Annotated in this window: 13 protein-coding genes; 3 read left to right on the forward strand and 10 right to left on the reverse strand. The window is 72.6% G+C overall.

Annotated features, from left to right (window positions below):
- Positions 1-30 precede the first annotated feature (30 nt).
- From ACIP84_RS16925 to glnA, 3 genes are all read right to left on the reverse strand, one after another.
- Positions 31-1224 carry a cytochrome P450 gene (locus ACIP84_RS16925; protein WP_401798424.1) on the reverse strand — a complete coding sequence of 398 codons (1194 nt, stop codon included), beginning with the start codon at positions 1222-1224 and terminating at the stop codon, positions 31-33.
- The gene (locus ACIP84_RS16930) at positions 1221-1934 is read right to left on the reverse strand and encodes a tRNA-dependent cyclodipeptide synthase (protein ID WP_401798425.1); all 714 of its coding nucleotides are present in this window, start codon (positions 1932-1934) and stop codon (positions 1221-1223) included. The genes ACIP84_RS16925 and ACIP84_RS16930 overlap by 4 nt, the downstream gene beginning before the upstream one ends.
- Before the next feature lie 234 nt (positions 1935-2168).
- Positions 2169-3593 (reverse strand): type I glutamate--ammonia ligase, encoded by a 1425-nt coding sequence (glnA, locus tag ACIP84_RS16935; RefSeq protein WP_030314285.1) that lies wholly within the window; start codon positions 3591-3593, stop codon positions 2169-2171.
- Between the two features lie 222 nt (positions 3594-3815).
- Between glnA and ACIP84_RS16940 the strand changes: the two genes are divergently transcribed.
- Positions 3816-4283, forward strand: coding sequence for an RDD family protein (locus tag ACIP84_RS16940; RefSeq protein ID WP_266965265.1), 468 nt, complete (start codon positions 3816-3818; stop codon positions 4281-4283).
- A 137-nt stretch (positions 4284-4420) separates the two neighbouring features.
- Here the strand turns inward: ACIP84_RS16940 and ACIP84_RS16945 are convergent, their stop codons facing one another.
- From ACIP84_RS16945 to lipB, 4 genes are all read right to left on the reverse strand, one after another.
- A complete protein-coding gene (locus ACIP84_RS16945) occupies positions 4421-5125 on the reverse strand; it encodes a DUF4191 domain-containing protein (protein ID WP_355964710.1) in 705 nt (234 codons plus the stop codon).
- 10 nt (positions 5126-5135) lie between these two features.
- Complete coding sequence (locus tag ACIP84_RS16950) at positions 5136-5351, reverse strand: hypothetical protein (protein WP_030208220.1); 216 nt, start codon at positions 5349-5351, stop codon at positions 5136-5138.
- 265 nt (positions 5352-5616) lie between these two features.
- Positions 5617-6585, reverse strand: a complete 969-nt coding sequence (gene lipA, locus ACIP84_RS16955; protein ID WP_209494434.1) for a lipoyl synthase — start codon at positions 6583-6585, stop codon at positions 5617-5619.
- A 114-nt stretch (positions 6586-6699) separates the two neighbouring features.
- Positions 6700-7509, reverse strand: a complete 810-nt coding sequence (gene lipB / locus ACIP84_RS16960) for a lipoyl(octanoyl) transferase LipB (RefSeq protein WP_401798426.1) — start codon at positions 7507-7509, stop codon at positions 6700-6702.
- Between the two features lie 336 nt (positions 7510-7845).
- Between lipB and ACIP84_RS16965 the strand changes: the two genes are divergently transcribed.
- Positions 7846-9390: a regulator gene (locus ACIP84_RS16965; RefSeq protein ID WP_401798427.1), complete on the forward strand. Its 1545-nt coding sequence runs from the start codon at positions 7846-7848 to the stop codon at positions 9388-9390.
- Between the two features lie 240 nt (positions 9391-9630).
- Here ACIP84_RS16965 and ACIP84_RS16970 read toward each other — a convergent pair whose 3' ends face one another.
- Together ACIP84_RS16970 and ACIP84_RS16975 are read right to left on the reverse strand one after the other, a co-directional pair.
- Positions 9631-11034 carry an NAD(P)/FAD-dependent oxidoreductase gene (locus tag ACIP84_RS16970; RefSeq protein WP_401798428.1) on the reverse strand — a complete coding sequence of 468 codons (1404 nt, stop codon included), beginning with the start codon at positions 11032-11034 and terminating at the stop codon, positions 9631-9633.
- Positions 11035-11220: 186 nt separating this feature from the next.
- A complete protein-coding gene (locus tag ACIP84_RS16975; RefSeq protein WP_401798429.1) occupies positions 11221-12141 on the reverse strand; it encodes a TIGR01777 family oxidoreductase in 921 nt (306 codons plus the stop codon).
- 38 nt (positions 12142-12179) lie between these two features.
- On the opposite strand from ACIP84_RS16975, the gene ACIP84_RS16980 reads away from it, so the two are divergent.
- Positions 12180-12683, forward strand: a complete 504-nt coding sequence (locus ACIP84_RS16980; RefSeq protein WP_401798430.1) for a GNAT family N-acetyltransferase — start codon at positions 12180-12182, stop codon at positions 12681-12683.
- On the opposite strand, the gene ACIP84_RS16985 is transcribed toward ACIP84_RS16980, so the two are convergent.
- The gene (locus ACIP84_RS16985) at positions 12655-13362 is read right to left on the reverse strand and encodes a TetR/AcrR family transcriptional regulator (protein WP_401798431.1); all 708 of its coding nucleotides are present in this window, start codon (positions 13360-13362) and stop codon (positions 12655-12657) included. The genes ACIP84_RS16980 and ACIP84_RS16985 overlap by 29 nt on opposite strands.
- Positions 13363-13502 lie beyond the last annotated feature (140 nt).

Consider the following 13502-nt stretch of genomic DNA (forward strand, 5'->3'; position numbering starts at 1 on the left):
CCGGGCAGCGCCGTCGTCGGATCCCGTCCGCTACCAGGCCACCGGCAGCCGCTCGGGGAGCCGCTTCATGAAGTTGGTGCGCCACACCAGCTGTTCGACCGGCACCGCGAGCCGCAGCTCCGGCAGCCGGTCGAGAAGCGTCTCCAGGGCGATCTCGGCATGCCGCTTGCCGAGCGCCGTCGCCGGGCAGTAGTGCCGCCCGCCGCCGAAGGAGAGGTGCTCGGCGGCGTTCTCCCGGTCCGGCCGGAAGGCCAGCGGGTCGGGGAAGCGCTCCGGGTCGTGGTTCGCGGCCTCCACCAGCACCAGGACCAGTTCACCGGCCCGCACCTCGACCTCGCCGAGCCGTACGTCCTCCAGGGCCAGCCGGGGCAGCCCGTCGCCGATCGACAGGTTCACCCGCAGCAGTTCGTCCATCGCCCCGGCGACCCCGTGCTCGCCGGCGACCAGCGCCTCCCGCACGTCCGGCCGGGTCAGCACCGACACGAGCGCCATCGTCAGGAACCCGGCGGTGGAGATCACCCCGGCCCCGAACAGCGTCACGCCCACCGTCGCCAGCATCTCGTCCGTCAGATGCGCGTAGTCGGGGTCCTCGCGCAGCGCCGCGAGCTCCGCCATCAGCCCGCCCGTCGCGGGATCGTCCAGGCGCTCGGTCATGTACGCGATGTCCCGGTCCCAGTGGAGCCGGGCCGCCTCGATCTCGTGCGGGGCGTTCATGAAGGCCACGTCCAGACTGCGCAGCAGTCGCGGCCCGTCCTCCTCCGGGATGCCCAGCATCCGGCAGTGCAGCCCCGCCGAGTACGGATCGGCGTAGCCGCTCCGCAGCTCCCCTGGCGCCCCCTCGGCGACCAGCGTGTCCACCAGGGCCCCGGCCCGCGCCCGCAGCCACTCCTCCAGACCCGGCGCCTTCGGGTTGATCGCCTTCATGACGGCCTTGCGCAGCCCGGCCCCGGTGATGTTGCCCATGTTGTTCACCACGTGCGGCGGGATCGTCAGCGCGTACTGCCGCGGCGCTCCCGGCGCCGAGGTGTCCTTGAGGCTGAACCGCGGGTCCTCCAGGACCTGTCGGCACAGCTCGTACGAGGAGACCAGCCAGGCCTCGGCCCCGGCGATCGTCCGCACCCGACGTACGGGTTCGGCGCGGAGCGCCTCGACCTCGGCGGGCAGCCGGGTCCCGTCCCAGTCGAAGGGGAACGCGGGCGGTTCGTTCGTCGTGACCACGGTCATCGCGGATCTCCTTCGACAGGTGTGAGGATGCCGTGCCCCTGGTTGCGGGAGGCACGCAGCCCGGTGCCCCGGGCGTAGAGCAGATCGGCGAGGGGCAGGGCCTGGTGGTAGCAGTTGAGCGAGGACGGCACCCCGAGGATCGCGGGGGTGTCCAGGAACAGCGGCACCTCGGCGCTGATGTACGCCCGGCACACCTCCTTCTGGAGCCCGCTCGCCTGCTGCCCCGGCGTCAGCTTCCCGGCCAGGAAGATCCCGGTGAGCGCGTCGCAGGTCTCCCGTACGACGGGATCCCCGGCGACGGCCGCCACCACCTGGCGGTGCAGCTCCTGGTACGCGGGGAGGGCCTGGAACTCCGACATCCCGCGGGCCCGTACCCGTACCCCGGTGGGATCGGCCTCGGCCACGGCGGCCCCGACCTTCGCCCGCACCCCCCGCAGGTTCTTGACGGCCTTGCGCCGCGCCTCGTCGGCCCCGTACCCCAGTGCCTCGTACATGTCGGAGACATGCAGATCGGTGTAGACGAGATCGACCTGGTCGAAGTGGTCCAAGCCCCAGCGCGTCAGCTCGCGCAGCCGCTGGGCGGTGAAATAACTGTTTCCCGGAGAGACGCCGATGACCACGTGCGCGCCCTCGTCGGCGATGACGCGGCAGTGATCGGTGTACGGCTGGAGTCGGAGCGTCTCTGCAGGGGCGAAAGCCGCCTGAGTCACGTCGGCAGTCCTCATCGCGCCAGCTAGTCCCAGCGGAGCCCAGTGCTCCGGGTGTGGCGGCGGCGACGACCACACGCTATCGATCAGTCGCGGAGCGTGAACCCCCTACTCGCAGGTACGGACGAGAGTTCGTCACCTGTTCGCACTCCTGTGATCTTGGCCGGGAACGGCGAGGCCCGCCGCCCCCTCGAAGGGGACGACGGGCCTCGGAGAACCTCGCTCGCGCGGTACGGCTTAGAGGTCGAAGTAGAGCTCGAACTCGTGCGGGTGCGGGCGCAGCTGGATCGGGGCGATCTCGTGGGTGCGCTTGTAGTCGATCCAGGTCTCGATCAGGTCGGACGTGAAGACGCCGCCGGCCTGCAGGTACTCGTTGTCCGCCTCGAGGGCGTTGAGCACGGCCTCCAGGTTGGTCGGGACCTGCTGGACGTTCGCGTGCTCCTCGGGAGCGAGCTCGTAGAGGTCCTTGTCGATCGGCTCCGCCGGCTCGATCTTGTTCTTGATGCCGTCGAGGCCCGCGAGGAGCAGCGCCGAGAAGGCGAGGTACGGGTTCGAGGACGGGTCCGGCGCGCGGAACTCGACGCGCTTGGCCTTCGGGTTCGAGCCCGTGATCGGGATGCGCATGGCGGCGGAGCGGTTGCGCTGCGAGTACACCATGTTGACCGGGGCCTCGAAGCCCGGGACCAGGCGGTGGTACGAGTTCACCGTCGGGTTGGTGAAGGCCAGCAGCGACGGGGCGTGCTTGAGGATGCCGCCGATGTAGTAGCGGGCGGTGTCCGAGAGGCCCGCGTAGCCCGTCTCGTCGTAGAACAGCGGGTCGCCGTTCGCCCACAGCGACTGGTGGACGTGCATGCCCGAGCCGTTGTCGCCGAAGATCGGCTTCGGCATGAAGGTCGCGGTCTTGCCGTTGCGCCAGGCGACGTTCTTCACGATGTACTTGAAGAGCATCAGGTCGTCGGCCGCGGCGAGCAGCGTGTTGAACTTGTAGTTGATCTCGGCCTGGCCGGCGGTGCCGACCTCGTGGTGCTGGCGCTCGACCTGCAGGCCGACGTTCTCCAGCTCCAGGGAGATCTCCGAGCGCAGGTCGGCGAAGTGGTCGACCGGCGGGGCCGGGAAGTAGCCGCCCTTGTAGCGGACCTTGTAACCGCGGTTGTTCTCCTCCGCACCGGTGTTCCAGGCGCCGGCCTCGGAGTCGATGTGGTAGAAGCCCTGGTTCGCGGAGGTCTCGAAGCGCACCGAGTCGAACACGTAGAACTCGGCCTCGGGGCCGAAGTACGCGGTGTCGGCGATGCCGGTGGACGCGAGGTACGCCTCGGCCTTCTTCGCGATGTTCCGCGGGTCACGGCTGTACTGCTCGCCCGTGATCGGGTCGTGGATGAAGAAGTTGATGTTCAGCGTCTTGTCGCGGCGGAAGGGGTCCACGCGGGCCGTCGACAGGTCGGCGCGGAGCGCCATGTCGGACTCGTGGATCGCCTGGAAGCCGCGGATCGACGAGCCGTCGAAGGCGAGCTCCTCCGACGGGTCGAACGCCGTCGCCGGGATCGTGAAGTGCTGCATCACGCCCGGAAGGTCGCAGAAACGGACGTCGACCATCTTGACGTCGTTGTCCTTGATGTACTTCTTGACCTCGTCGGCGTTCTGGAACCCGTGCGTCTCGGACATCCCACTCCTCCTACTCCCGGCCCGGGGAGGGGCGGGGTTTGCAGCTGGTTCGTGCGGCCAGTGCGGTGGCACACGCTGGACCCGACCATAGGCAGACGGGATTTCTCAAGCATGACCCATTTGTTTCGTCGAAGTTAACCGAGGTGGGTGCCGCCGCGCCGGTCGGGACCCTTCGCCTACCCGGGCCGAAGTGATCAAAAACGGGCGCAGTACCGTGGTCGGGTGGACAACAGGCAAGCACTCGGATCTTGGCTCTCCGGCCCCCGCGCGGCGGCCGAGGACGCCGGCGTCGACTTCGGCTACCGCGGTCAGCAGCTGGGGCTGCCCGAGGAGGGCCCCGGTTCGATCGCCCGCCCCGGGCGGCGCCTCGGCGCCCTCGCCGTCGACTGGGCCCTCTGCACGCTGATCGCATACGGCCTGATCACCGACGGCTACAACCAGGCCACCGGCAACTGGGCCCTCGTCATCCTGCTCGTCCTGAGCGTGCTGACCGTCGGCACCATCGGCTCGACTCCCGGCAAGCGCCTCTTCGGCCTCGGGGTCGTCTCCGTGAACGGCGGCCGCCTCGGCCTCCCGCGCGTCGCGCTCCGCTCCCTGCTCGTCTGCCTGGCGATCCCGGCCCTCATCTGGGACCGCGACGGCCGCGGCCTCCACGACCGCCTCTCCGGCGCCGTACAGGTCCGCATCTGACGCCCGGGAGCCCGCCCGAGAGCACGCCCGGGAGCCCCGTCACCCGGAGAACCCCATGAGGAGGGCCCCGGACCGTCACACGGTCCGGGGCCCTCCTCATGCAGCAGTTCTGGAGGCATCGCCTCCGGTCGGGCGCGTCAGCGCGTCTTTCCGCCCCGCGGCATCCGCATGCCCTTCGGCATCGGACCCTTCGGCAGCGGCATGTTGCTCATCAGGTCACCCATCGCCCGCAGCCGGTCGTTGGCCACCGTCACCTGCGGGCCGGTGAGCACCCGAGGCAGCTTGAGCATGGTCGTACGGACCTTCTTGAGCGGCACCTGGCCCTCGCCGTCGCCGACGATGATGTCGGTCACCGGCACGTCCACCACGACGCGGTTCATGCGCTTCTTCTCGGCCGCGAGCAGAGGCTTCAACCGGTTCGGGTTGCCCTCGGCCACCAGCACGATGCCGGCCCGGCCGACCGCCCGGTGCACGACGTCCTGGCTGCGGTTCATCGCGACCGCGGGGGTCGTCGTCCAGCCTCGCCCGACGTTCTGGAGCACCGCCGCGGCAGCGCCCGGCTGGCCCTCCATCTGTCCGAAGGCCGCGCGCTCGGCACGCCGTCCGAACACGATGGCCGCCGCCAGGAGCGCCAGGACGAAGCCCAGGATGCCCAGGTAGACCGGGTGACCGATCAGGAAGCCGATCGCGAGGAGGACACCGAGTACGACGATGCCCACGCCTGCGACGACAAGCCCGACCTTGGGGTCAGCCTTTCGGGTCATCTTGTACGTGAGGGCGATCTGCTTGAGCCGCCCCTGGTTCGCAGCGTCAGCGCTGCCCGTGTTTGCCTTCCTCGCCATGTCCTGAAGTTTACGTGGCCCGGGAAGTCCGGCCCGACGCGACCTCCATCACGTGCTGGGCCTCGACCCGGTCCTTGGCGCGGCGCCGGTCCTCCAGGACGGAGTTCCAGGCGTTGCGCCGGGCGGTGCGCTGCCCGGCGCCGAGGAGCAGTGCCTCCACGGCCTTCAGGGCGTCGGTGACGGACGGGATCGCGGTGACGCGGACGTGCGTCGATGCGGCCGGCATGTCGGGGTCCTCCCTCGATTGCGGGTGAGACGAGGCGGGGGGTACGGCGGGGATGTGAGCGCGTCGTGGCGGTGAGTGAAACCACGCTCACAGACTGGTGTTACCAGGGCGTGACCCGCTGGTCAAACACTGATGAAACGTTGATGCGGCCATGTGGAGGGCACGGCGGACGTCGACGCGGCCCGCACATCCCCGCTGAGCTGCGGGGCCGTACGGGCCGCGTCCGATCCGGCCATTACCGACCGGTAACCGCTTGTGCTCCGATTCACACAGCCTGCGTGGCGTTGTCCACCGCGCCGCGCTTCTCGATCGCCTGCTGGAAGAGGCGCCCCGCGCGGTACGACGAACGGACCAGCGGGCCCGACATGACACCGGAGAAGCCGATCTCGTCGGCCTCCTCCTTGAGCTCCACGAACTCCTGCGGCTTCACCCAGCGCTCGACGGGGTGGTGCCGGACGGAGGGACGCAGGTACTGCGTGATCGTGATCAGCTCGCACCCCGCGTCGTGCAGCTGCTGAAGCGCCTCGCTGATCTCCTCACGGGTCTCGCCCATGCCGAGGATCAGGTTCGACTTCGTGACCAGACCGTAGTCACGGGCCTGCGTGATGACGTCGAGCGAACGCTCGTAACGGAATCCCGGACGGATCCGCTTGAAGATCCGCGGCACGGTCTCCACGTTGTGCGCGAAGACCTCGGGGCGGGAGGCGAAGACCTCGGCCAGGAGTTCCGGCACGGCGTTGAAGTCGGGCGCGAGCAGCTCGACCTTGGTGCGGCCGTCGGCGCGCTCGGCGGTCTGCTGGTGGATCTGGCGCACGGTCTCCGCGTACAGCCAGGCGCCGCCGTCCTCCAGGTCGTCGCGCGCGACGCCGGTGATGGTGGCGTAGTTCAGGTCCATCGTGACGACGGACTCGCCCACGCGGCGCGGCTCGTCCCGGTCCAGCGCCTCGGGCTTGCCCGTGTCGATCTGGCAGAAGTCGCAGCGCCGGGTGCACTGGTCACCGCCGATGAGGAAGGTCGCCTCGCGGTCCTCCCAGCACTCGAAGATGTTGGGACAGCCCGCCTCCTGGCAGACCGTGTGCAGCCCCTCGCTCTTCACGAGGCTCTGCATCTTCGTGTACTCGGGCCCCATCTTCGCCCGCGTCTTGATCCACTCGGGCTTGCGCTCGATGGGGGTCTGGGCGTTCCGGACCTCCAGGCGCAGCATCTTGCGTCCGTCGGGTGCGACTGCGGACACATCGGCTCCTGTAGCTTCGATTCTTCGGCGCACACCAGGGTACGCCGTTGCTTCCCATGCCTTACTACCTCTGGCCAACCTCTGGCCAGCGCCCTGCATTCCTGCGGGCACTCCTCAGGCCGAGGCCGTCTCCACCGGGCGCTCGATCTCCCGCGGCTTCAGCTCCGCGTTCTCCAGGACGTTCCGCAGGTGCTTCTCCACGACCGGGAGCACCTCCTCGATGGTGAGGTCCCGGCCCAGCTCGTTGGCGAGCGAGGTCACGCCCGCGTCGCGGATGCCGCACGGGATGATCCGGTCGAACCAGGCGTTGTCCGGGTTCACGTTCAGCGCGAAACCGTGCATCGTGACGCCCTTGGCGACCCGGATGCCGATGGCGGCGAGCTTCCGGTCCTCGCGGCGCTGGCCGGCGTTGGACGGGGCGTACTCGGGGCCGTTCAGGCGCGGGTCGAACTCGTCGTCGGTCAGCCGCGGGTCGAAGTCGAGGGAGAGCCCGCCGATCGCCGGGCGCTGCTCGACCGGGTCGCCGAGGACCCAGACGCCGCTGCGGCCCTCGATCCGCGTGGTCGCCACGCCGAACTCGGCGGCGGTGAGGATCAGCGCCTCCTCCAGCCGGCGCACGTGCGCGACGACGTCCACCGGGCGGGGCAGCTTCATGATCGGGTAGCCGACGAGCTGACCGGGGCCGTGCCAGGTGATCTTGCCGCCGCGGTCGACGTCCACCACGGGCGTCCCGTCGAGCGGGCGCTCGCTCTCCGCCGTACGCCGGCCGGCCGTGTAGACCGGCGAGTGCTCGAGGAGCAGACAGGTGTCGTCGATCTCGTCGGCGAACCGCGCGGCGTGCACTTCGCGCTGCCTGTCCCAGGCCACCTGGTAGTCGACGGCTTCCCCGCCGAACCCAAGGCGGACGAATCGCAGCTCACTCACGGCCATGCCTCCTCCTGGGTGCCGGGGGCCGGACTCCGGGGATCATCCCGGGCCGGTGCGGCACCATGCGTCATTCGCGCCCATGCCACTGTACGGCGGTGCCGGGGACGGCCCTCCGGCAGGTGTTCGGGGACCGCGTGCCGCGGAGTGGGCGGGACATCCTCCGGCAGGTGGCTGGGAGCACCTACGTCAGCCATGCCGTCAATCCTCACACGATCGGATGAATGTGGGGCGAAGGTGGCGGTACAGGCCGTGAGTACCGCTAAATTCACGCCGTTCCATGAGGGTCCGACGGGGCTGCCGCCGGGACCCGGAAGGCAGGAGACCGCACAGCTGATGACGGAACGACCACCGCAGCGCATCCCGAACCGCCAGCTCGCCGCGCTCATCGCCGAAGCCGGGTTCTCCCATGCGGGCCTGGCGAGACGGGTGGACCAGCTCGGTCTGGAACACGGACTCGACCTGCGGTACGACAAGACCTCGGTGACCCGCTGGCTCCGCGGCCAGCAGCCGCGCGGCACCACGCCCGCGCTGATCGCCGAGGTCTTCACCCGTCGCCTCGGCCGCCGGCTCTCCGCCCAGGACCTCGGCCTCGACGCCTGCGCCCCGGTCTACGCGGGCCTGGAGTTCGCGGCGACCCCCGAAGAGGCGGTCGACATCGTCAGCGGGCTCTGGCGGAAGGACTCCGGCAGCCACGCCGAACTCCGCAAGATCGCCTTCACCCCGGCGGGCCTGGTCGTGCCCAGCCGCGACTGGCTGATCGGCCGTGCGGACGACCGGGTGGCGCGGGGGGACGCGCCGCAGGGCCCGCGGGCCTCGTCCGGCGCCCCGGCCGTCACAGCCGCGGTCACGGGCGAGGCCCGCCTGGGGCACGACCCGCGCCCGGCCCACGACCCGCGGCTCGCGCACGACCCCAGGGTGCCGCCCCAGGGGCGCTTCTCCGTGCCCCGGCAGCGCGGCACGGACCGGGGGCCCGGCCAGCGGGTCACCAGCGGGGACATCGCGGCCCTGCGCTCGGTCGGCGAGCTCTTCCGCACGCTCGACCACGCCTACGGCGGCGGGCACGCCCGGCAGGCCCTCGTCCGCTACCTGGAGCACGAGGCCGAGCCGATGCTGCGCGGCACGTACGGCGAGTCCGTCGGTCGCCGCCTCTTCGCCGCGGCCGCCGACCTCACCCGGCTCGCCGGCTGGACCTCGTACGACATCGCCGCGCACGGCCTCGCCCAGCGCTACTTCGTCCAGGCGCTGCGGCTCGCCCAGGCCGCCGGGGACCGGGCCTACGGCTCGTACGTACTGCTCACCATGAGCTGCCAGGCCGTCTACCTCGGCCACGGACGGGAGGCCGTCCAGCTGGCCCGGGTCGCCCAGCAGGGCGTCGGACCGGCCGCGCCGCCGGTCGTCCAGGCGATGCTGCACGCGGTCGAGGCGCGGGGGCACGCGGTGCTCGGCGAGGCACGGGCCTGCAGCGCCTCGCTCGTACGGGCCGAGCGGGCCCTCGAGGCGGCGCGGCCGGGCGACGAGGTGCCGTACTGGGCCCGGATGTTCGACGAGGCCCAGCTCGCCGACGAACTCGGGCACTGCCACCGCGACCTCCAGCAGTACCGGCCGGCCGCGCAGCACGCGGAACGCGCCCTGCAGCTCCGGGCCCCCGGCTTCGCCCGCAGCCGCCTCTTCTGCCGGGTGGTCCTGGCGACGTCGCGGCTGGCCCTGGGGGAACTGGACCAGGCGTGCGCGCTGGGGGCGGAGGCGGCCCAGCAGGCCTCGGAGATGCGGTCGGCGAGGGCGGTGGAGTACGTACGCGACTTCGAGCGCCGCCTGGAGCCGTACCGGGACGCGGCGGCGGCCCGCACCTACCGAGACCGAGTAGCCGCCATCGGCTGACCACCAGCACCCCGGGCCCTTGGGGCCACCGTCTGACCCCCAGCACCCCGGGCCGCCGCGCGGGCTGCGCCCGCGGCCTCCGCCCTTGCGCCTGGACCCGCGCCCCGAGCACGGTGCACAAGGGGTGCGGGTCCAGGCGCGGAAGCCTGGGCCCGGCAAGGGCGCCGTTCCGTCGTGCCACCCTCCCCCCGGACTCCGTCCGGGGGGAGGAGCGGTCGCCCACGACGCGGGCGCTGGGGCCTACGCCGCCTCCTCAGCCCCCTCGTCCACCCCCCGCCGCAGCCCCAAGTCCCTCAACAAGGACGTCGCCGCCCGGTGGCCCGAGATCAGGGCCCCCTGCGGGGTGCTCGTCGCGCGGTGGTCGCCGCAGACGTACAGGCCCGCGAGCAGGCGGACCGAGCGGTGCGCGTCGTGCGGTGGGGGCATCGACGGGACCGCGTCCGGCGTGTGACGCAGGGCCAGCAGCTCCCACTCGTCCGTCGACGTCCCGTACAGCGTCGCGAGGTGCTTGCGGACCCGCCGTTCCGTGTCGTCCGGCGGCGTCCCGAGCACCGTCGAGGTGATCAGCGTCCGGCCCTCCGGCGCCCGCCCCGGGTCCACCGCGCTCATCACCGCCGTGTGGGCCACCGGCCCGCCCGGGTCCGCCTCCAGGAGCAGCGTCGGGTCGGCCGTCGGCGCCACCGGCGCCGTGTGGTGCAGCACCGTCACGGGGTGGAAGGCCGGCCGGCGCAGACCGGGCAGCAGCTCGGCGGCCGTCCGCGCCCCCGTCGCGAGGACGACCGACCGGCACCGGAACACCCCGTGCTCCGCCGTCGTCACCCGCGAGACCGACGCCTCCGTGACCCGGACCCCCGTCCGTACCGTGCCCGGCGGAAGCGCCGCCGCGAGCCGCTCCGGGAGCGCCGCCGCCCCGCCCTCGGGCACCGCGAGCCGGCCCCGGGCGAAGGAGCGCAGCGCCAGATCCGCGCGGCGGCTCGACATGCCGAGGTCCGGGTCGCCGAGGAGCGCCGCGAGCAGCGGCCGCAGTACGCCCTGGACGGTCCTGGCGGGCAGCCGCGAGGTGAGCGCCTCGCGCGCGGTCCGCTCGGGGCGGGCCAGGATCCGCTGCGTCGGGGTCGCCGCGAGCCGGACGAGGGAGGCCCCGAGCCGCGCCTGGTCGAGCGAGGCGGCCGGATGCCGGGGGGCGCTCGCGAGGGCGCGCGCCACGCTGAACGCTCCCCCCACGCTTCGGTGCCCCGCGCTCCGGGGCGCGCCGGCCGTCCGGCGAGGGTGCGGGGCGCCCCACCGCGCGTACCGGCCGTCGCTGTGCACGAGCACCCCCGGGGCGAACGGCCGCAGCACCAGGCCGTCGAGCCCCGGGACGGCCCGGAGTTCCTCGTGCGACAGGGTGAGCAGCGGTCCCACCCGGTCGAGCAGGAAGCCGTCGACGGCTTCGGTCGCCATCCGGCCCCCGATGCGGGGTTCCGCCTCCAGGACGATCACGGAGAGCCCGGCGTCGGTCAGCCGGCGGGCCGCGGCGAGTCCCGCGGCCCCGGCTCCCACGATGACGACGTCGACGGTGTGCGCGGTGCCGAGGTCGACATGGACGTCGCTGTCGACGTTCGTACGCTGTGCGGTCCTTGCGCTGTCTGCGCTGTTGAGCACGTGCCCCTCCCCAGGTCGGCGCGGCCGGTGGGAGGCCTATGCCCCCAACGAGCCTCCGGAATGCCCGAGTTCGCCGTTCTCGTCGAGCCTAGGCAGCGCTCCCACGGGTGCCAGCCGCGCGCACCGGGGTGCGTGTGGCACGGGGGAGCACGGAGGGGGAGCGAAGGCGGGGGAGCGGTGCCGAGTTCAGCGCGCGGCGGCCCTGATCGAGTCGTCGATCGTCGGGAACGCGAAGTCGAATCCGGTCTCCAACAGCCGCCCCGGGAGGACCCGCTGACTGCCCAGCACGTCCTGGGCGAAGTCCCCGAGCACCACCTTCAGGGCGGCCGCGGGCACGGTGAAGAGCGTCGGCCGGTGCAGCACCCGGCCCATCGCCGCCGTCACCTCGCGGTTGGTGACGGGGTCGGGGGCGGTCAGGTTCACCGGGCCCGAGAGCGCCGGGGTGTCGACGAGGTGGCGCAGGGCGGCCACCTCGTCGTGGAGGGAGATGAACGACCAGTACTGGCGGCCGTCTCCCATCCGTCCGCCGAGTCCGGCCCGGAAGACCGGGAACAGCCGTCCCCACGCCCCTCCCTCGCGCGCCACCACCAGGCCCGTACGGGCGTAGGTGACCCGGATGCCGGCCTCCTCGGCGGGGGCCGCGGCGGCCTCCCACTCCACGCAGACCTCGGGCAGGAAGCCCGTGCCCGCCGGGGCGCTCTCGTCGACCGCGCGGCTGCCGGTGTCCCCGTACCAGCCGAGCGCCGTGCCGCACACCAGGCTCTCGGGCGGCTCCGCGAGGGAGGCGAGGGCCTGGGAGATCGCCGTCGTGCCGAGGACGCGGCTGTCGCGGATCTCCTGCTTGTACGCGTCGTTCCAGCGGCGCTCGCCGACCCCGGCGCCCGCCAGGTGCACGACGGAGTCCACGCCGACGAGCCCGGCGGCGTCCACGTACAGCCGCTTCGGGTCCCACTCGACCTCGTCGGCGGTCAGGGCGGGCCGGCGGACGAGCCGGACGACGTCGTGGCCGTCGGCGCGCAGGGAGCGGACGAGGGCGGAGCCGATGAGCCCGGAGGCGCCGGTGACGGCGACGCGCTTGCGAGTGGTGGAACGCTGCATGGGCACCATCCTGCCCTCCCGGGCGGGCGCGTGGCACAGTGGCGGTCATGATCGTGCCGGAGACGCTGATACGTACCGCCGAACGCGCGGACGACGCCGCCCTCGCCGAGCTCGACCGGGCCGCCTGGTCGACCCTGCACGCGGTGCTGCCCGCCCCGGTCCCGCCGTACGAGCCCTTCTTCGACGAGCGCCACCTGCCCGGGGACTACCTCCTCGCGGTGCGTGGGGGCGTGATCGTCGGCTACATCCGGGTGGTGCCGCCGACCCGGCTCGCGGCCACCGCCCATGTGCGGCAGGTCCAGGGCCTCGTGGTCGCCGAGGCCGCGCGGGGGCGCGGCGTGGCGCGGGCGCTGCTGCGGGCCGCGATGGACAAGGCCCGGGCGGACGGCGCCGTCCGCATGACACTGCGGGTGCTCGGCCACAACGCCCCGGCCCGCGCGCTCTACGCCTCCGAGGGCTTCACGGTGGAGGGTGTGCTGCCGGGGGAGCTGTTCCTGGCCGGGGAGTACGTGGACGACGTCCTCATGGGCCGGTCGCTGACCCCTCGCTGACGTCCGGGTTCAGCAGCCGCATCCCGCCCATCAGTTCGCGCAGGCACCGGACCGCGAGCTCCGCCGGGGCGCCCTCGCCGCGCACCGGCGCGTCCGTCTCCGCCCAGCTCTCCAGGGCGATCCGGATCGCGTCCGTGGCCGCCGCCGCCGCGAGCCGTACCTCCAGCGGGTCCGCACCCGGCCCCGCGAGGCCGGCGACGACCTCGCGCAGCCGCTCCTCAGACTCCTGGTTGACCCGGTACCAGACGGCCCGCAGCGCCGGGTCCTCGGCGGCCGCGCGCAGGAGCCCGCGCGTCCAGCGCAGTCCTTCCTCGGCCGCCGGGTCCACCGGGGTCAGTGAGGCGGCGATCGAGCGCTCCAGGGCCTCGGGCAGCCCCGCGCCCGGCCCCGAGGCGCCCCCCGCGCCGGCGGTGGCCGTCGCGGCGAGGAGTTCGCGCCAGCGGTCGCCGCCGCCCGCGAGGAGCGGGGCGACGGCGTCCTGCTTGGAGCGGAAGTACCGGTAGAAGGTGCGCAGCGCGACCCCGGCCCGCAGGGCGATGTCCTCGGCCGTGGTGCCGTCGGGGCCGTGCTCGGTGAAGAGCTCGGCGGCGGCGCGCGCGATGTCCAGCTGGGTCGCGGCCTTGCGGCGCTCCGTCAGCGTCCGGGTGGGGGGCGTGGCGCCCTCGGGCTTGGTGCTCACCGTACGAAGCGTACGCCCGCGACTGCCGACGGTGCACGTCGTGCAGCTGTGGCAAAACGTGCCACGTGGGCGTACGGTGGCGGCATCCCCGGGAACCTCTGACGTCCCGGAAGCAGGATCCCCGGAAGCTCGACATCGAG

It is taken from the genome of Streptomyces sp. NPDC088707 (assembly GCF_044752725.1).
Taxonomy (GTDB): Bacteria; Actinomycetota; Actinomycetes; order Streptomycetales; family Streptomycetaceae; genus Streptomyces.

Excerpts from the sequence above, each read along its gene's own strand:
- ACIP84_RS16975 (WP_401798429.1), bottom strand. The coding sequence starts at position 12,141 with ATGGTGCCCATGCAGCGTTCCACCACTCGCAAGCGCGTCGCCGTCACC.
- ACIP84_RS16945 (WP_355964710.1), bottom strand. The coding sequence starts at position 5,125 with ATGGCGAGGAAGGCAAACACGGGCAGCGCTGACGCTGCGAACCAGGGG.
- ACIP84_RS16950 (WP_030208220.1), bottom strand. The coding sequence starts at position 5,351 with ATGCCGGCCGCATCGACGCACGTCCGCGTCACCGCGATCCCGTCCGTC.
- ACIP84_RS16925 (WP_401798424.1), bottom strand. The coding sequence starts at position 1,224 with ATGACCGTGGTCACGACGAACGAACCGCCCGCGTTCCCCTTCGACTGG.
- ACIP84_RS16980 (WP_401798430.1), top strand. The coding sequence starts at position 12,180 with ATGATCGTGCCGGAGACGCTGATACGTACCGCCGAACGCGCGGACGAC.
- glnA (WP_030314285.1), bottom strand. The coding sequence starts at position 3,593 with ATGTCCGAGACGCACGGGTTCCAGAACGCCGACGAGGTCAAGAAGTAC.
- ACIP84_RS16965 (WP_401798427.1), top strand. The coding sequence starts at position 7,846 with ATGACGGAACGACCACCGCAGCGCATCCCGAACCGCCAGCTCGCCGCG.